A 17,851-nucleotide genomic window follows, 5' to 3' on the forward strand; every position below is an offset into this window, starting at 1 on the left:
ACGCCCCCAGCGGCGTCCACCGCGCATCCCGGTCTCAGCTGGCCATACCGCTTTCCCCCTGGCCGCATGAGCCGGCTGAGGCGCCAAGAACGAGGCACGCTTCCTGGACCGCTCGCCGACGTGGTCGTGGACGCTCGAAGTACGCGTCAGCCGACCCGAAGACCGACCGCCAGCGTCAGCTCAAGGACCCGGTGTGGCGATGCGAGATCCGGAAACAGCTCCCGCAGCTGCGACATCCGGTACCGGACGGTTTGGGGATGGACGAACAACGCCGCCGCCACCTCGTCCCGCCTGCCCTGATGCAGCAGCCACGCCCGCAACGTCTTCTCCAGCCGCCGTGCGGTCGCGACAGGCAAGGTCCGCAACGGTGCGAGGGCGCGGGCACGCAGGTCTGCGAGCGCGTCCACGTCGGCGCTCAGCACCAGCTCGGGCAGGTGGTCCTCGGTGTCGCGGATATCGGAGGAGAGGGAGCGCGCGCGTGCGGCTCGTGCGTACGAGGCGGACGCACGAGTCCATGGCCGGGCCGGGCCGACCACGGCGGTGCGGTCGGTCAGCTGCCGCAAGAGATGTGATCGGTCGGCATCGGGGACGAGCAGCACACCGAAGGCGTCCGGCAGATCGTCGAGGACGAGGGTGCTCGGGTCGAGCGTGCGGTAGGCAGGCCGGGCCTGGGCGGCGGGCAGCAGGACCGCGGTCAGCGAAACCGGAGGATGCCACCCGGCCCGTTGTACAGAGGCCAGCAGCACGTCCGGGCTCGCGCCGGCGAGGAGGTCGCGGGCCAGGTGTTCCAGGTGGCGTTCGTGGTCCCGGCCCCGGACGGCCAGTTCGTCGGCGTGGCCCGCGGCGCTCGCGGCGGAGAGCTCGTCGATGTAGGCGAAGGTCAGCTCGGCGAACTTGGCGACCTCGGCGGCGGGCAGACCCGCGGGTACGGCGCCCGCTGCCAGGCATCGCCAGGCCACGCGGGCGCCGACGCGGTAGGCGCTGAGCAGGGCGTCCATCGAACGGCCGTCGCGCACCTCGCCGCGGCCCAGTTCGTAGGCCGCGTCACCGGCGTCGCCGCCTGTGGCGTTCCCGCTCGCGAGGTCCAGGTAGTGCCCCAGGGCGGTGCGGACGGCTCGGCGGATGGTGGCGCCCATGCGGCCCGAAAGGGCGTTGGCGTAGGGAGGGACCTCGTCGATGATCGCCTGGACGACCTCGTCGGCGGTGGTTTTCAGCGCGGCCCGAAGTGCGGTGACCGTCGTCTCATTCAGGGCCAGTTCGGTGGCCCTCCGGGTTGCATGGCTCACGTTTTGTTCCTTGTGAACAATTCAGCCGACCAGATTTACATCTTACGGTCAGGACTTTACGCCTTGAGGCGCATCAAGCTGGAGTCATGACGAGTGCAGCCCTCCGCAATAGGGCGTGGAAACTGCTGGAGATGGTCACGACGCCGCTGCTGCCGTCGGACTACCTCGACCTGGTCAGCCCGCTGCGTGCGGGCGCCGACCTGCGGGGGCGCATCGATGCCGTGCACCCCGAGACGGGTGACGCCGCGACCATCGTGATCAGACCGGGACGGGGATGGCGCGGTCACACGGCCGGTCAGTACGTGCGGATCGGGGTCGACGTCGACGGCAGGCGCCTGTGGCGTGCCTACTCCATCACCTCGCCGACAAACCGCCGGGACGGCCGCGTCACGATCACAGTGAAGGCGATCCCGGACGGCAAGGTCAGCAACCACCTGGTCCGCAGGGCGAAACCGGGCACGCTGATCCAGCTCGACCAGGCAACCGGTGACTTCGTACTGCCGGACGCCAAGCCCGCCAAGGTGCTCTACCTGACGGCCGGCAGCGGCATCACGCCAGTGATGGGCATGCTGCGCGACATCGAGTTCGACGACGTCGTCATGGTCCACTGCGCGCCAAAGCCGCAAGACGTGATCTTCCGGGGCGAACTGCACGACCTGGTCGCGGACAAGAAGCTGCGGCTCACCGAGGTGCACACCGACACAGACGGCCTGCTCGACATCGCCCGTCTCGACGAACTCGTGCCCGACTGGGCCGAGCGCGAGACCTGGGCTTGCGGGCCCGCGGGCCTGCTCGACGCCGCCGAAGAGCTCTGGAGCGAACACGGCGTCCAAGAGCGCCTGCACACCGAACGTTTCCGCCCCGGCATCGTCGTCGCCGGTGACGGCGGCGAGGTCACGTTCAGCGCCACCGGCAAGACCGTCGACACGGACGGCGCCACGCCGTTGTTGGACGTCGGCGAGGAGGCGGGCGTGCTCATGCCGTCCGGGTGCCGCATGGGCATCTGCTTCGGCTGCGTCACGCCGCTCAAGGCGGGCGCCGTCCGCGACCTGCGCACCGGCGAGATCACCGAAGCCGAGCCGGGCGTCCTCATCCAGACCTGCGTGTCCGCCGCGGCGGGCCCCTGCGACATCGAACGGTAGGAGCACCTTGACCGCCATCGACCCCACCGCCCACCTGACCGCGGAGCAGATCGAGGAGCTTGGCCGCGAGCTGGACGCGATCCGCGACGAGGTGATCGCCGGCCGCGGCGAGAAAGACGCCGCCTACATCCGCAAGGTCATCTCGGCGCAGCGCAAGCTCGAGCTGGTCAGCAGGGGCGTGCTGCTGTTCTCGCTCTTCCCGCCCGCGTGGCTGATCGGCACCGCCGGGCTGTCCGTGGCGAAGATCATGGACAACATGGAGATCGGCCACAACATCCTGCACGGCCAGTGGGACTGGATGCGGGACCCGAAGATCCACTCCACCACCTGGGAGTGGGATCACGTCTCGCCGTCCGAGCAGTGGAAGCACTCGCACAACGAGCTGCACCACACGTACACCAACGTGATCGGCAAGGACAACGACCTCGGCTACGGCATCATGCGCGTCGACGAGGACCAGAAGTGGCACCCGTTCCACCTTGGCCAGCCGCTGTGGAACTTCCTCAACGCCTGCTTCTTCGAGTACGGCATCGCGGCGTACGACCTGGAGCTCGGCAAGAACCTGCCCAAGCGCCGCCGCAAGAACCCGGAGTTCCGCGCGCGGGCCAAGGCCGTGGGCAGCAAGATCCGCAAGCAGGTGCTCAAGGACTACGTGATCCACCCGCTGCTGTCGGGCCCGTCGTTCCTCCCCACGCTCGCCGCTACGTTCACCGCGAACCTGGTCCGCAACATCTGGTCCCACTCGGTGATCATGTGCGGGCACTTCCCCGAGGGCGTGCAGGTCTTCCAGCGCCGGTCGATCAGGGGCGAGACGCGCGGCCAGTGGTACCTGCGCCAGATGATGGGCTCGGCGAACATCAGCGGCAGCAAGGCCATGCACTTCATGACCGGCAACCTGTCGCACCAGATCGAGCACCACCTGTTCCCGGACCTGCCGAGCAACCGGTACGCCGAGGTCGCGGTGAAGGTGCGCGCGCTGTTCGAAAAGTACGAGCTGGAGTACGTCACCGGGCCGCTGCCCAAGCAGGTGTTCTCCGCTTGGCGCAAGGTCTTCCGGCTCTCGCTGCCGAACAAGAAGCCCAAGGCCAAGGCGCCGGCCCGCGAGCAGGAGCTCGTCGCGGCCTGATTCCCGGCATTGGTTCAGATCTTTCGACCGTGCCGGCGATACCGCCGGGTTCGGTGAGATCCGTTGCGGACGGTGGGCGGCCGCGACATCAGACCGTACGAGAGCTGTAGGCAGACCCACAGCCATCCTCCCGTACTCACGTTCGACGGCGTTGCGGCGTCGATAGGTCTCACGGTCGTGCGGGCCGCCAGGTCACAGGGGCAGGTCGGGCTGGACAGTGGTGGGATGCGGTGGTCGCCATCCTCTCGGCGGGGATCGTGGACGGTCCGACGGTGTGCGGCGAGGCCGGCCGCGCCGCCCTGCATGGGCAGCTGGCCCTCGTCGCAGCCGTACTCCCATACGTCCCCGGCGGGGAGCTCCCGGGGTGAGGGGGTGCGGGTGCGGGCCGTCGGCGGCGCGGCTCACTCGCGGGCCGACGCCGCGAACTGCTCTTCCAGGTCGGCGCGGCCGTCGGGGTCGTCGCCCTGGTGGTGGTCGTCGGCTTCCTGGTCGACGTCGTCGGGGCCGCCGTGGACGGTGCAGACGGTGCCCGGGTGCGGTCCGGTGGTGCCAGCGTGGGCGATCAGAAGGTCGGTGACGTTGTGGACGGCCTGCCACGCCGGGGCGTTGCAGTCGTCGTCGTACGGGCAGCCCACGAGCAGGTCGAAGCCGAGGTCGCCTTCGCCGTCGACGTCGGTGCGCAGCGCGAGGACCAGGCGGTCCGGTCCGAGACGGATCTCGCCGACGCGGTCTCCGCCGGCGAGCGCGGAGCCCTCCCGCCACCGCCACACAGCACGTCCGCGCCGAAGAAGCGGCGGACCAGGAGCAGATCACCCAGGACGGCGTGGTCGTCCCAGCCGAGGTCCGCGCGGCGGGTGTCGCTGGCGCGCTGGAGCAGCGGCTCCAGTCGGTGGATGTTGTCGGCGAAGACGACGTGGTCGAAGCCCTCGGCGCGCAGGCCGGGAAAGGCGGCGACGGCTTCGGCGCGCTGACGGCGTACGACGTCGTCGGGCACCGCGCGCGCCGGGGCGCGGTCGGCCTGGCCCTCCACGCACACGGAGACTTCTTTGGAGGTCGCCGAGCCTGAGGCGGACCCGCTACGGAGTTCTCGCAGCTCAGTGGCTATGGGTGAGCACGGTACTGATCGCAACACCTGTGGTGCAAGGTATGGCGTCATCCGGATGGGTGGAGAGCTACGTCCGCGCCGTCCACGCCCACTGACGCCACCCTGCCGGCAGTCGACTTGATGCCAGATTTGGCGCCGCCCACGCTGAGGAATACCTCATCGAGCCTGGCGTTGCCGGGCGCATCCGGGGGTCCTTCTCCCCCGGAAAGCCGCCGGGATGGTGTCGGAGGGCACGGCGGACAACCAAGCGCGCTGTGCTGTGTGCATCACAAAACTCGCGCAACATCCAGCTTTCGGAGGCCCATGTGAGCGTCATGGTCATGGTGAAGCAATTTGGTGCGACCGACGCTGTTGAGCCCTTGCCCGTCACTCCATCCGGACCCGAGCACTCGGCCCCCCTGGTCGCCGTTGCGCCCTCGTACCGTGACCGTCAACCCGGCCAGCCGTCGTTCCGGGTCGTAGCTGAGCCGCGGTCAGCGACAGGATGCAGCTCATGAGCGATCTGACGGCAGGGATCTTCGCTTTGGGCGGTGCTCTCGTCGGCGGGGTTGCGACCTTTGCCGGCACGGCCTGGGAACTACAGCAGCAGCGAAGGACTGCCCGGACGGAGATGGCTAACCTCGCGCTTTCATGAAGCGGGCTGTCCGACGGGTGGTCAGATAAGCGAAAAGTGCCTCTGACCAGCAAGAATGAGGATTGTCGAGGTCCTTGTTCCTGCCACCGTCGGAGGCACTTCCCAGGTGAAGAAGCGTATCGGGTCCTATCCCCGCGTCCGCATTGAGGGCGGCGGTCATGCGGTGGTGTCCCAGGCCGGGGCTGTACTGCTGGTCGAGACGGTCCGCAAGGCCGGGCTGGACCAGGCGATATCGACGGCGCTGACGCCGTGGCGACGTCCGCGGGCGGTGCACGATCCGGGCAAGATCCTGCTGGACGTCGCCCTGGCGGTCGCTCTGGGCGGCGACTGCCTCGCGGATGTCGGGATGCTGCGGGCCGAGCCGGCCGTGTTCGGCCCGGTGGCCTCCGACCCGACCGTCTCCCGACTCATCGACACCCTCGCCGCGGCCGGGCCGAAGGCCCTCTCCGCGATAGGGGCCGCGCGGGCCGAAGCCCGCGAGCACGTCTGGAACGTGGCCAAGAACGCGGCCCCGGACGCCGCAGGACACGTGATCGTGGACCTGGACGGGGTGCTCGTGCTGGCCCACTCCGAGAAACAGGACGCCACCGCGACCTGGAAGAAGACCTTCGGACACCATCCCCTGATGGCCTTCGTCGACCACGGAAGCGGCGGGAGTGGAGAGCCGGTGGCCGGCCTGCTCAGGCCGGGCAACGCAGGCAGCAACACCGCCGCCGACCACATCACCACGACTGGGCTCGCTCTGGCCCAGCTGCCGAAGACCTACCGGCGCGGACGCCGGACGCTGATCCGTACCGACTCCGCAGGCGGCACCCACGAGTTCGTCGCCTGGCTCGCCCAGCGCGGCCGGTGGCTGTCGTACTCGGTCGGCATGACCATCACCGACGCCATCCACCAGGCCGCCCTCAAAGTCCCGCCGGCCGCGTGGACGGCAGCGATCGAGCCGGGCGGCGAGATCCGCGACGGAGCCTGGGTCGCCGAACTCGACGGCGACTGCCTCAAGGGCTGGCCAAAGGGAACGCGGCTGATCGTCCGCAAGGAACGCCCGCACCCCGGCGCCCAGTTGCGGATCACCGACGCTGACGGCCTGCGGCTGACCGCGTTCGCCACCAACACCACCGGCGCCCCCATCGCCGCACTCGAACTGCGGCACCGCCAGCGCGCGAGGGCCGAGGACCGCATCCGGGCCGCCCGCGCCACCGGCCTGCGCAACCTTCCCCTGCACGACACCGCCCAGAACCGGATCTGGCTGGAGATCGTCCAGCTCGCCCTCGACCTGCTGGCCTGGATGCCCATGCTCGCCCTGAACGGCAAAACTCGCAGGTGGGAGCCCCGCCGTCTGCGACTCCGCCTGTTCTCCGCCGCCGCCCAGATCGTCACGACCGCCCGCCGCCGACACCTGAGATTCGCACGCCACTGGCCCTGGACCGACGTGATCACCGACGCCCTGGCACGACTCGAAGCTCTCCCGAACCCCGGCTGACCAGCGCGTTCCCGTCCCTGCGAGCAGCATCCTCCCGCCGGAGCCGTGGAACCCGGCGCCCACCCGACGCGACAGCCGGGCCACCAGCCTGACCACCACCAGCCCGAACAACCGAAACGGCCCGCCGAAGAAACCGACGGACCGTCACGAAAGATCGAGGCTAAAGCAGCTGTCGACCTGGTCATGACCGAGTTCTCGGAGATTCAGAAGGCCATCCGCCTAAGAACTGGCAGCTACGAATGGCCAGCGGAAGACACACGCCACAAATGGCCAAGCGCCTTCTGGAGATCGGAGACCCTCACCACGCAGAAGAAGATGAAGCGCTTCAATCTCATGCAGGACCGCCGTCAAAGGATCGAGATCGCGATGCTGCGAGTTCCTGACGCTCGCCTACGACTGCGCATCCAGTTGGACATCGGGATGATCTATACCCTTCCCACGGAAACGTCTGCTTCAGCCAGTCATCGCCGCGACACGCTGATCTGCGACGACGCGCTGGATTGCCTAGGGGCATACCAGCGGGGGGAGCCAGTACCAGAACCAGATCCCGCAGTCCAGGCGGCATTCCAATCATGGAAAAAGTACTCAGGCGTTACGGGGCCCGACCGGCTGTAGAAGCTCGGAGACCGTCTCCGACCGCTCTCGCGGCCGGGGAAATAGAAGCCTCGGGCCGACAAGGGAGTCCCAAGACCCCGAGCAGCTCGCGTCCCCGGACTGGGACTCTCCTCGGCGCAAGCGAGGACGAACCTACGGCCGACGCCCGGCCGATGACCCGCTCCGCCCATTCCGTCACCCCGCGAACCGCATTTCGTCGGTTCCCCGCAAGGGGCCCGGCGTCAGCCGGGCCCCTTGTCCTGCTTCACCCTTCTGTGGGACGGGCGGTGTTGAGTCGGCTGATCAGTTGGCGGTTGGCCGCCCGTGCGGCCTGCAGTTCCTCGTCACGTTCCTCAAGCCGGCCGGTCATGTCGATCACCTGTTGTTCTAGCGCGGTGATCCGGCTCTTGAGCTGTTCGACATCATCAGGAGCCCCGAGCCCGGACTCCCGCCACGCCTGCTCGCCAAGCACTTCGGAGAGCTTGGTCTCCAGGTGCCTGACGCGGGCGGCGAGACGGGTGCCGCGATCCAGAGCATTCACCAGGTCTGCCTGGAGCGAGGCCCGGCTGACGACAGGGCCAGCGACGTCACCAGGCGGTTCGGCGCCGGCGGTGTGGACCTGAGCGAGTAGGTCCTTAGAGGTCGTTTCCATCTGGATTGCCCGAAATTGATGTGATCCTCAAGGTGGCCGATCGCGGTGCGGTCGTGACCATGGGTGGAGTCGGTGCCTGTGGGCCGGGTGGTGTGGCGGGTGGGGCGGGATGGCTCTTGTTCTTGTCTCATCCCAGGGTGTCCGGCCCTTGGCGGCCCGCGTGCTTCCGGTGCCGCGGCCGCGCGCCTGGGCGCACTCGGTCCGCGGCGGTACGCCGGAATCATGACGACGCGACGCCCGTATCCGAGTGATCTCTCCGACGCCCGCTGGAAGTTGATCGAGCCGGTGCTGTCCGCGTGGCGCTTCGAGCGTCGTGGTCGGGCCCTGGACTTCGGCAGGCCTCCGCGGCACGACCTGCGCGAGATCATGAACGCGATCCTCTATGTGGACCGCACCGGCTGTCAGTGGGCCTACCTCCCGCATGACTTCCCGCCGCACCAGAGCGTCTACGGCTACTTCGCCAGATGGGCGGACGAGGGCGTGTTCGCCCAGCTCAACGGACTTCTCCGGCAGCTTCTCCGTGAGAAGGAAGGACGGGACGCGGAGCCCTCGGCGTGTGTGATCGACGCCCAGAGCGTCAAGACCTCCACCAGCGTCCACGCCTCCGGCCAGGGCATCGACGCGGGCAAGAAGATCGTGGGCCGCAAACGGAGCATCGTCACCGACACGCTCGGCCTTCTCCTCGCGGTGCTGGTCACCGCGGCGAGCGTGCAGGACTCCGTCGCCGGCACCCGGCTCATCGACCAGGTCGCCGCCGACCACCCCGGCATCCGCAAGGTCTGGGTGGACGGAGGCTACCGCCAGCACCTCGTCGAACACGCCGCCACCCTCGGAATCGACATGGAGATCACCGCCCGCAAGCCCGGGAGCAGAGGATTCACCCCGATCCCTAAACGTTGGGCGGTCGAGCGAACCTACGGCTGGCTCATGCTCCACCGCCGCCTGGCCCGTGACTACGAAACCCTTCCCACCCGCTCCGAAGCCGTCATCCACATCGCCATGACCGACCTCATGGCTCGCCGCCTCACCGGCGAGAACACCATCTCCTGGCGCGACACGACACACCAGACTAAATAGCCGATCCCGAGATAAAACAGCGGGATAAAACGACCTCTGACGCCGGATGCACCGTCCCGCTCAGCGGGAGTCCTTGGGCGGTCCGCCCCACAAGATCATTTTTCAGTCTGGTAAGCCATGAGGTTGTCGCCCGAGGGGTCGATGGCGATGCCGGTGTAGGTGCCGGCACACTCCCCGCTCGCCACACTGACCATCGGCCCCGGCTCGGTATGGGTGACCACTGCGGACGGAACCGTGTTCCTCCCCTGCCCTGCTGCCGGTCGCGATGACGAGCAGCAGGGCGGTACGGCTCACTGAGCTTCTTCGAGTTCGCCACCGATCGGGTGATGGGCCGTGACGCGCAACGAGCGAGGCCCCCGAGCTGTTGATCGAGATGTCTGACGTCTCAATCACGTTGCTCGGGGGCCTCGTTGGTCATCCATCCTGCCGCACTCGACCTACCGCATGCGCTCGTGGAGTGGGTCACCATGCTGATCGTCACCCGTGAGGGCGACCGGCGGTGCAAGCTCCGTCCGTCCCAGCGCGCGATGGTGGCACTGGTGTACCTGCGCGAACACACCACTCTGGCGAAGATCGCTGCCGGTTTCGGGATCAGCGAGTCCACCGCCCACGCCTACACCAACGCGGTCGTCGACCTGCTCGCCGCACGTGCGCCGGGGCTGCTCAAGACGCTGCGCGAGCGTGATCCCGACTTCGTCCTTCTCGACGGGACCCTCGCCGAGTGCGACCGGGTCGGCGACGGCCGGGCCGACTACTCCCACAAACACCGGCGCCACGGCGTGAACGTGCAGGTCGTCACCGACCCCGGAGGCCGGCTGCTGTGGCTCTCGCCCGTCCTGCCGGGCCGCACCCACGACCTGACCGCCGCCCGCACTCACCGGATCATCCGGATCTGTGAGCGCCAGGGCGTTCCCATCGTGGCTGATCTCGCCTACCAGGGCGGCGGTCCCTGGCTGACCACCGGCATCAAACGCAGGCCCCGGCAAGACCTCACCCCCACCGAGAAGACCCGCAACCGTGCCTTGGCCGCGGCACGGGCACCCGTCGAACGCGGCGTCGCCCGCCTGAAGTCCTGGCGGATCTTCCGCAGATCCCGGTGCAGCCCCAACCGCATGACGTCAATCGCCAAGGCCGTCCTCACTCTAGAGCGGCAACGCTGAAGAAGCTCACTGTTGGACGAGTAAGGCCCGGCCCGTCGATCCGCTCCTCGGTCTACGACACGCACGGGGTCCTCGTCGTAGGCATCGATGTCGGAGCACCCACCGAACGCGCCTGGTGACTCACCGGTGAGTCACCAGGCCACCTCGTCGTCGTGGTGTGTGGTGACTGCCGCAGGTGAGTAACCGGGAGTGACTGGTGAGTCTTTCAGTAGGGGTCGCCGGTACTGGGTCGCCTGGGGCTTTGGCCAGTTGGTCATGCCGAGGGCGTTGTCGCGGCTGCAGTAAGGGCAGGGCTCCACGCCGTCGGCGAGCATGCGGCGGGCCTGGTCGCGGTCGATGGGCTTGCCCTTCCCCATCCCGCAGCCGCCCACGTGCACGCGCAGCGCCTGAGGGCCGCCAGCGGTGCGGATGGCTTCTGCTTTCCAGTCCGGAGGAGGCGGCAATGGAAGGCGGCTCTGCTCCTCGGCGAGTGCGGCTTCGAGTGCGGTGACGGTGCGTGCGACCTGGTGTTGCTGCCAGGTCAGCCAGGCCTGGACCGCGCGCCACCGCTCCAGACGTTCCCGGGTCCCGCTCACCACGACCGTGCCCCTGGCTCGGACACGACGAAGGCGCCGTCGACGTAGCGCACCACCAGCTCCCATTCCCCACCGGGCGCTGCCTCGGCCGCCTGCCGTCTGGACAGCGAGGGAACGCACCGCCGGGTGCGGATTGGCACGGAGGCGTTCGCGCGGGACGTCGAGTGGTTCGCGCTGAATGAGTGCGAGATGACCGAGCGCGGACTGTCGACGCCGGCGGTGGAGCGGATCGTGCGTTCTCGCAGCACGCGCCCTGTCTCGACCTGGGGTGTGGGCAAGATCCGCAAAGCCCCGGACGTGGAGGCGCGGGCGCCCGCTGCTGCTGCGCAAGCTGGCCGATGCCCGCCGGGTGGAGTCCGTGGTCCTCGTCGCTCAGGTCTGCCGCGATATCGCCGCAGTGGAGGGGGTGAGGGGAGAGCTCCAGGAGTAGCTGTCGGACGGGGTGGCGGAGGCGAAGCGCTGGCTGGAGATCCAGGCTGTGGCACGGCGGAGGTTGTTCCTGCTCTTGGAAGAGGCCGTCGCAGCGGGGAACCTCGTGGCGATCGGCCACCTGCTGGTGCTGGCTAACGGGACTGCGAGCCATGACCGGACCGAGGCCGAGACCGTAGTCGCGGAGCAGGCCGGCGCTCTGCTGGCCACGGATGCGCAGGAGCGGCAGGAGGGGATTCTGCCAGCTCAGCAGGAGGCTGAGCGGGCGCGGCGGGCAGCGGAGCGTGTACGTGCGCTGCTGTCGTCTCTGCGGCGTCGTCCGGGCGGGGCGCCGTTCGCTGGGGCGTGAGGTGTTGCGAGATTCGGTGCGCCGACTGCTGCGGGCTGCGGAGGAGTCGGGCAGCGTCCTCAGCGCCCGCGAGCGGGAGCTCGTCGAGTCGTGGAAGAGGCGTGCGGGGCTCGACGGACCTCCAGCAGGACCGACGGCGTAGCCAGCAAGGAGCCGGTGGTTGGAGCTGACCAGGGCTCCGGGCTCGCGCCGGGGCAGCGGTCGGGTAATAGGGACGTCCACGAGGTGGCGTGTCCGGCTTGTGGCGCTGAGCCCGGCGTCCGGTGCGAGGTCGCCGGTGGCTACCACCCGTCCCGTGTGGCCAGGTTGAGGCGTTCGATCCGCTGAGGAGGGACGTGGTCGGGAGTCATGTGCCGGATCGCCGCTTCCATGATCCGGCAGCTGGGTACATCGATGCAGAATCCGAAGGGATGAGGTTGAGGAAGGCGCGCGAGAAGCGAGCTGACGGCTCCGTCGGCCGGATCGTGCTGGGCGAGGAGTTCGCCCCTGGGCACAAGCCGCCCAAGGGAACCTTGTACTGCGCGTTCTGCCTCGCCGATGTCGACGCGGTCTCGGAATACAAAAATGTCGAAGGCTGCTTCCAGCTCGTACCCAGCACCGAGCACGAGTCCGCCTGCGACCTCAATCCCACCGAGGCCATCAACGGCATCGCCCGCGGCTCACAGGGCCTGGCCCACGTCGACGAAGGCATCCTGCGCCTGGAACTGCCGCGGATTCTCGCCAGGGGCGACCGGACCCGCTGAGCCTGCTGGCCCAGGGCAGGACGGCGCCGTGCGGATCCGGAACATCACCACGGTTCGACCCCACCTGCCCCCGGCGATCACCAGTGCCGCGAAGATCGCCCGGTTCCTGCAACTCCACGACTTCGACGGCGACATCGTGAAGAAGTTCAGCGTCCAGCCCTACGGCCATGGCCCCGTCCCCTGGGGGAAGTTCTGCTACGGGCCCGGCGCCGCTTCCCTGACCGCCCTCTACAAACTCCAGGCCAGCGAAAAAGCCACCTATCCGGTCGCGGTCCAGGCCACCGTTCAGGCAGTCCGCAAAGCCCACGTGACCGTCCCTATGTCACCCTCGCCGTCGACGTCCCCGCCGGTCAGGGCCGCTTCCACGTCGTGCTCCGCTCCGAGCACGAGGGACTCAGCAACCGCTCACCCCCGGCACCCACGTGTTGGCCCTCGGCAACCGGTCCATCTTCACCGGCGGCTACACCCCCCAGCTGAGGCTCTTCGCCGAAGCGCACTGGCAGATCGCCTACTGGCACGACGACGAGGCATCCGGCCGCCCCACCACTCCCTCCTGCCGGCCACCCGTCGCGGCCCGCCAGAAGCCACATGCCAGAGCCAAGGCTTAGGCCACTATGGGGAAGAAGCCGGTGTCGGCTCCACCAGCCGCCCGCCCCTGATATCCGGGCAGCTTTCGCCCCTCCCACAGTCCCCGCCCCTCCGCCAGTACACGAACCGCCGACGGTTCCGCCCCAGTCCGCAGCACTCCCGTCGGCAGCGCCGCGATCCCCGGTTTCGCAGTCCTCGGCGGACAGGCCCCCGATCAGGTGCTGGCGCTCGGCAGGTACCCCTGTGCGCGGCGCGGGCACGTTCCGGGTGGCGGACAGGCCGGGCCAGGCGACGGGTCCAGTCCAGTCGAGCTGACCGTGGAGCGCTGGGTCGGCCCACTGCAGGCGGCTGCGCCCGACGAGGACGAAGGAGCTGTTCGGCATGACAGACCAGCCGTTGCAGGAGCCGCTCCAGGTCGCGGTGACGGTCCGCGGTGTCCTCGAAGGTGTCCAGCAGGACCACCGGGGCCACCGTCTTCTTCGCGGGCAGCCGGCTCAGGTCCCAGGCCAGCAGGTGCGGGTAGTAGGACAGGGCTTCCAGGTCCGGGGTGGCTTCCAGCAGGGCCGCGGTCCGTTCGGCGCCCGCGAGGGCCTGGGCGCGCTCGTGCCGTTCGCGTAGTGCGGTGACCAGGGCGGAGGTGAGCTGGCCTGCGGCCGAGCCGACCAGGCCGGGCAGTTGAAGGGCGGCCGCGAGCTCGCCGACGCCGGCCTGGAGCTGGCTGGGCAGGAGGTTGGTGACCTTGCCCGCGATCCCGGTGCGCCGGATGTACTCGTCGAGGGGCTCGCCGGGGTGGACGGTCTCCCAGTAGTTGCGCAGTGCCACGTCGAGGGACGGCAGGGTCCGGCCGAGTTCGCCGGCCAGCGCGAGGCGGATCGTCAGCAGGACGCGCTCGTATGCGTGGGCGCGCCCCAGGCCGACGGGCAGCCCGTCGGTGCCTGCGGCGAAGGCCATGTTGACGTCCAGGCCGACGAGGTGGCGCAGGGTGCACTCGGCGTCGGTCATGGGTCGGCCCAGTCGTGCGCCTCCTCGAAGAGCCTCTCGCCGGGGCCGCGGACGTGGAAGCGGCCAAGTCCTTGAGCAGCGGGTGCCCGTCCGGGGCTTCGCACGGCGCGCATTCCACGGGGTCCTTGCCCAGGGAGCTTGCGCTCGTTGAGGTAGAGCGAGGTCAGGTCTCTGCGGACCACCGAGATGCGGTGGACGAATGGGGAGCGTTCTGCGGCGTCGGCCACGGCGGCGATGATGCTGAACGTCGCGGTGTGCGCGGCGGCCGCGGTGAACCGCGGGCGGCCGCCCAGGCGGGCGATCTCTGCGCACCGTGGCGCGGTCCCCAGCCTGCTGTCCGCGGCACGTCCTGCGATCACGATCAGTTCCACGCTCCGGCCCGCCCGGTGGTTGCGCCGCCGGGCCAGCGCAGGACTCCGGGCCGGGCGCGGACTGGCTCAGGTACCTGTGCCCCGCGCACACCGTGGACCTCGACGGGTGGCCCGACCAAGGCGCCATGATGTGACCTGATCCTGTTGCGCAGCGCCGCCCACCGCTCTTTTGGTCAAAGGTTGATAAAACAGCAACCACCTGATGGTGACGCTCCGCTGTCGGGCAGCGGGCCGCCTGTGGCTGATGCCGGGCGGGGTGCGTTACATGACAGGTGACTGCCGGCCGCGGTGCTGGTAGCGCCGGCTCCTTCCGTGCCTCGGCGACCCCAAGTGGCAGAGCGCAGGTGAGCCGCTCGGTGCGGCGCCGTGGCTAGCAGCTCTCGTCGAGCACCATCCGCGTTGTGACGACACCCGCAAGGTGCCTGGGCGCTCAGGGGGCACCCACCCCGCCCATGTGAGCGACCGGATATCGGACAAATGAATCCGCATACGGGGCAGTGCTGTGATGCGCCTCAACTGGTCGTTGTAGCAAGGCAGTTGCAGTGAACGTGGCAGTAATTTGGCCCCCTGTTGCGGTAGTTGATATCCAGCCACTTGAGGCGAGATGCTGGCAGTCCGAGTTGCGATGCGCCGTCGAGCGAGAGGCCGGTGCGGTTCAACGGCCGCACCGGGGCACCTTCGATGCGCGTGGCCCTTCTTTGCGGGTTCGACTCTTGCCTGTGCCCTCACTCGGTAGGGAGGGTTGAGCGGTGCCACTTATCCCGCCTGCCAGTGTCCACAACTGGGGGGTGACCGGCTCGGCGCTTAGTTGAATTGGAAAGTGACTACGTTCCGTGCCCTTGACATGGGGTGAAGCGGACATCTGGTCCATTCCATGGTCATGCTGCCGTGGAGGGATAAGGGATTGACACGCTTTGGAGCGCGTACCAAGATCGGTCACCGTTCGGGGGCGGATCTAGATTCCCCGGCGTCGGGGGTTTCGAAATGGCCATCTCCTTGCGGGGGCTTCAGTTTCAGGCGTGGTGCTGCTAATCACCCACGCTTGAGACCTGCTCGCGGGTAGGTCCTTCGGTGTATCCCCGTAGAAAAAACTTTTGAAGGGGGGTGTGCCAAATGAAGAAGTACATCAAGCCGCAGGCTAAGAAGACGGGCTTTAGCTCCATCATCTCCATCCTCCACTGATGGTCTGCTGTTGGCGCCCCGGAGACCGGGGCGCCAACAGCGTTTGGATTATTGCGCCAGTGCCGGCTGCTCCGTGCCGATAGTCGGCGGTATCGAACGATGAGAAGTTTGAGGCGGTAAGTATGTGCGGTCTGGCTGGAATAGCCCGGCTCGGCGGTGGCGAGTTGCAGCCCGATGCTGATCGCGTACTTCAGGCGATGACGCAAGCCCTTGCTCACCGCGGACCGGACGACGAGCGGATCCTGCGTGAGGGGCCCGTCGGGCTTGCCTTCACCCGGCTTTCACTTGTGGACCCTGTGAGCGGCGGGCAGCCATTGGTGAGTCCGGATGGCAATGTTGTCCTCATCGCCAACGGAGAGGTATACAACCACCGGGAGCTGGAAGCCAGGATGCCCGACGTGCGCATGCGCACAGGGTCGGACTGTGAAGTTCTTGTCCATCTGTACCAGCGGCACGGTCTGCAGTTCTTGGACAATGTCCGGGGGATGTTCGGCCTGGCCCTCTGGGACCGTAAAGAGAACCGGCTGATTCTCGCGCGAGACCAGTTCGGGGTCAAACCTCTCTTCTTTGCGCGTAATACATCGCGCATCGTGTTTTCTTCCGAGATCAAGGCTCTGTTCCAGGACCCGGACTGCCCTCGCTCGCTTGACTGGGGTGGAACCCTGGCCAACCGCTCGTTCGCCGGTGCCGCCGCCCTCGGCAGCGGGGAACTCATGACGTGGTTCAACGGTGTCGAGGCAGTCCCGTCGGCCACCATCCTTGATATTGATCTGCGTTCCGGTGAGACCAGGAAACACAGATACTGGGAAATGCCCCAGTTCGATGAATCCGATGGGCCTTCTGATGCCTATTTCATCGAAGAGCTCCGACGCCTCCTCGATGAATCGGTCCGGGAGTGCGCAACGGCCGACACGGAGATTGGCCTGTTCCTCAGCGGCGGAATCGATTCGGCGGCGGTGGCTGCGTTCGCAGCGAAGGCCGGGAATCTGCAGACCTTTAGTGTGCTCAGCGGAAGCACGTTCATCAACGGCGACGCGGAGAACGCACACACGCTGGCTCGACACCTGGGAATCGCCAATCATCAGGTCGTTTTCCCTGGCGGTGAAGTTCCCGGCGTCGAAGACTGGAGACGACTGCTCTGGCTCACCGAGATGCCGATGTGCGGCCCCGAGCAGTTCTATAAATACAAACTTCACCGTTATGTGCGGGACAATCATCCGGAGATAAAGGGCATGCTGCTGGGAGCGGCAGCCGACGAGTTCCTCGGCGGCTACACCACGCTCCTCTCCGAGGACGGCACCTGGGACGGTGTCACCGCGACCCTGCGGGAGATGGCAATCCAGCATGCGCTCACGTCCCGCGGGGACCTGGCCACCTGGTGGAAGCCGGAGGCGGCTGGCCTTGTGTCGCCCGAAGTGCTCCGATCTTCGACGGACGACATCTTCGCCGATCCGTATGCTGCATTCGTCCACCGAAAGTTCCTGGACATCCAGCAGTACAACTGCTGGCAAGAGGATCGCACAGCGGCAGGAAACGGCATAGAGGCAAGGGTTCCGTTCCTCGACCGGCGGCTGGTAGAACTGGTCGCGGCCATTCCGAAGCGGAGCAGGGAACGGCTCCTGTGGGACAAGCGGATTGTCCGTGAGGCGATGCGCGGAGTCGTCCCTGACCGGTACGTGGACCGCCCGAAGGTTCCCTTCTACCACGGTGAGGGAGTGCGGCAGACGTATCTCGTTTTCACTCAGATGCTGGCGCAGGACAACTCCGCCCTCGTGGAGGAGGCGCTCGCTGGTACGGGGGGCAGACAATTTCTGGACGCGGATGGTATCCGGGCCTACCTGTCACAGCTCCAGCACAATCCCGACGCTGGTCATCTCGAGCAGTTGCTCCGGCTTATCAACATGGGGCTGCTGGACAACATGGTCCGTGAGCTGCCTGCCCACCCCGTTACCGCGCCTGCCGGTGAAACACCTGTGTCGCTCAAGGTGACTGACTGGGCATCGGAGTCCTCAAGGATCGAAGCGGCCGTGATCCGGAGCTCAGGATTGACGGAAGCAAGCGTGCTGTCCCTCGCCGAAGGTGTCCTGCTCCTGCGTCAGCATGCTGCGCCGGACAACTGGCTCGTCTCGGTGGACGGACGACTCGAGTTTGAGATCAACGAGCGTGAGGACGGGGGCTGGCTGAGGTTCCTGCAGGCACTCGACGGTGTCCGGACTCTGAAGGAGGCGGCAGCCGAAGCCGGCCGCACCCTCGACGACATTTGGCAACTGATCAACGAGTGCTCCGAAACGGGACTGCTGGTGAGCTGACTGGCCCCCTGTCCATGAACCTTCGACGTACCGAAAGAAGCACC

Annotated in this window: 17 protein-coding genes and 2 pseudogenes; 13 read left to right on the top strand and 6 right to left on the bottom strand. The window is 67.7% G+C overall.

Annotated features, from left to right (window positions below; genetic code table 11):
- Positions 1-146 precede the first annotated feature (146 nt).
- Complete coding sequence (locus tag ACV7NM_RS34935; RefSeq protein ID WP_463414427.1) at positions 147-1,286, bottom strand: helix-turn-helix domain-containing protein; 1,140 nt, start codon at positions 1,284-1,286, stop codon at positions 147-149.
- An 86-nt stretch (positions 1,287-1,372) separates the two neighbouring features.
- Between ACV7NM_RS34935 and ACV7NM_RS34940 the strand changes: the two genes are divergently transcribed.
- From ACV7NM_RS34940 to ACV7NM_RS34950, 3 genes are all read left to right on the top strand, one after another.
- A complete protein-coding gene (locus ACV7NM_RS34940; protein WP_463414428.1) occupies positions 1,373-2,428 on the top strand; it encodes a ferredoxin reductase in 1,056 nt (351 codons plus the stop codon).
- Between the two features lie 7 nt (positions 2,429-2,435).
- Positions 2,436-3,554, top strand: coding sequence for a fatty acid desaturase family protein (locus ACV7NM_RS34945; RefSeq protein WP_463414429.1), 1,119 nt, complete (start codon positions 2,436-2,438; stop codon positions 3,552-3,554).
- 230 nt (positions 3,555-3,784) lie between these two features.
- Positions 3,785-3,922 carry a hypothetical protein gene (locus tag ACV7NM_RS34950; RefSeq protein WP_463414430.1) on the top strand — a complete coding sequence of 46 codons (138 nt, stop codon included), beginning with the start codon at positions 3,785-3,787 and terminating at the stop codon, positions 3,920-3,922.
- A gap of 33 nt (positions 3,923-3,955) precedes the next feature.
- Here the strand turns inward: ACV7NM_RS34950 and ACV7NM_RS34955 are convergent, their stop codons facing one another.
- Complete coding sequence (locus tag ACV7NM_RS34955) at positions 3,956-4,324, bottom strand: hypothetical protein (RefSeq protein ID WP_463414431.1); 369 nt, start codon at positions 4,322-4,324, stop codon at positions 3,956-3,958.
- 53 nt (positions 4,325-4,377) lie between these two features.
- On the opposite strand from ACV7NM_RS34955, the gene ACV7NM_RS34960 reads away from it, so the two are divergent.
- The 4 genes from ACV7NM_RS34960 (at position 4,378) to ACV7NM_RS34975 (ending at position 7,391) form a co-directional block, all read left to right on the top strand.
- Positions 4,378-4,620 (top strand): hypothetical protein, encoded by a 243-nt coding sequence (locus ACV7NM_RS34960; protein ID WP_463414432.1) that lies wholly within the window; start codon positions 4,378-4,380, stop codon positions 4,618-4,620.
- A 532-nt stretch (positions 4,621-5,152) separates the two neighbouring features.
- Entirely contained in the window at positions 5,153-5,293 is a 141-nt protein-coding gene (locus ACV7NM_RS34965; protein ID WP_463414433.1) for a hypothetical protein, read from the top strand.
- A 106-nt stretch (positions 5,294-5,399) separates the two neighbouring features.
- Positions 5,400-6,776: an IS1380 family transposase gene (locus ACV7NM_RS34970; protein ID WP_463409728.1), complete on the top strand. Its 1,377-nt coding sequence runs from the start codon at positions 5,400-5,402 to the stop codon at positions 6,774-6,776.
- Positions 6,777-6,959: 183 nt separating this feature from the next.
- Positions 6,960-7,391 (top strand): hypothetical protein, encoded by a 432-nt coding sequence (locus tag ACV7NM_RS34975; RefSeq protein WP_463414434.1) that lies wholly within the window; start codon positions 6,960-6,962, stop codon positions 7,389-7,391.
- A gap of 244 nt (positions 7,392-7,635) precedes the next feature.
- Here the strand turns inward: ACV7NM_RS34975 and ACV7NM_RS34980 are convergent, their stop codons facing one another.
- Positions 7,636-7,911 carry a hypothetical protein gene (locus ACV7NM_RS34980; protein ID WP_463414435.1) on the bottom strand — a complete coding sequence of 92 codons (276 nt, stop codon included), beginning with the start codon at positions 7,909-7,911 and terminating at the stop codon, positions 7,636-7,638.
- A 333-nt stretch (positions 7,912-8,244) separates the two neighbouring features.
- On the opposite strand from ACV7NM_RS34980, the gene ACV7NM_RS34985 reads away from it, so the two are divergent.
- Positions 8,245-9,099 (top strand): IS5 family transposase, encoded by an 855-nt coding sequence (locus tag ACV7NM_RS34985; RefSeq protein ID WP_463413562.1) that lies wholly within the window; start codon positions 8,245-8,247, stop codon positions 9,097-9,099.
- 410 nt (positions 9,100-9,509) lie between these two features.
- Positions 9,510-10,259, top strand: coding sequence for a transposase (locus tag ACV7NM_RS34990; RefSeq protein ID WP_463414192.1), 750 nt, complete (start codon positions 9,510-9,512; stop codon positions 10,257-10,259).
- 131 nt (positions 10,260-10,390) lie between these two features.
- On the opposite strand, the gene ACV7NM_RS34995 is transcribed toward ACV7NM_RS34990, so the two are convergent.
- Positions 10,391-10,837, bottom strand: coding sequence for a DUF6233 domain-containing protein (locus ACV7NM_RS34995; protein WP_463414436.1), 447 nt, complete (start codon positions 10,835-10,837; stop codon positions 10,391-10,393).
- Positions 10,838-11,276: 439 nt separating this feature from the next.
- On the opposite strand from ACV7NM_RS34995, the gene ACV7NM_RS35000 reads away from it, so the two are divergent.
- The 3 genes from ACV7NM_RS35000 to ACV7NM_RS35010 all read left to right on the top strand — a co-directional run bounded on the left by ACV7NM_RS35000 (position 11,277) and on the right by ACV7NM_RS35010 (position 12,963).
- Complete coding sequence (locus ACV7NM_RS35000) at positions 11,277-11,612, top strand: hypothetical protein (RefSeq protein WP_463414437.1); 336 nt, start codon at positions 11,277-11,279, stop codon at positions 11,610-11,612.
- 410 nt (positions 11,613-12,022) lie between these two features.
- Positions 12,023-12,355, top strand: a complete 333-nt coding sequence (locus tag ACV7NM_RS35005; protein ID WP_463414438.1) for a hypothetical protein — start codon at positions 12,023-12,025, stop codon at positions 12,353-12,355.
- A gap of 422 nt (positions 12,356-12,777) precedes the next feature.
- Positions 12,778-12,963 (top strand): hypothetical protein, encoded by a 186-nt coding sequence (locus ACV7NM_RS35010; protein WP_463414439.1) that lies wholly within the window; start codon positions 12,778-12,780, stop codon positions 12,961-12,963.
- An 873-nt stretch (positions 12,964-13,836) separates the two neighbouring features.
- On the opposite strand, the pseudogene ACV7NM_RS35015 reads toward ACV7NM_RS35010, so the two are convergent.
- Both ACV7NM_RS35015 and ACV7NM_RS35020 read right to left on the bottom strand, forming a co-directional pair.
- Positions 13,837-14,084: pseudogene (locus tag ACV7NM_RS35015) on the bottom strand (telomere-associated protein Tap); the annotation flags it as partial.
- Between the two features lie 61 nt (positions 14,085-14,145).
- A pseudogene (locus tag ACV7NM_RS35020) lies at positions 14,146-14,316 on the bottom strand (hypothetical protein); the annotation flags it as partial.
- A gap of 1,304 nt (positions 14,317-15,620) precedes the next feature.
- Between ACV7NM_RS35020 and asnB the strand changes: the two are divergent.
- A complete protein-coding gene (gene asnB, locus ACV7NM_RS35025; RefSeq protein ID WP_463414440.1) occupies positions 15,621-17,807 on the top strand; it encodes an asparagine synthase (glutamine-hydrolyzing) in 2,187 nt (728 codons plus the stop codon).
- Positions 17,808-17,851 lie beyond the last annotated feature (44 nt).

Source organism: Streptomyces sp. Tek67B01, from assembly GCF_055231995.1.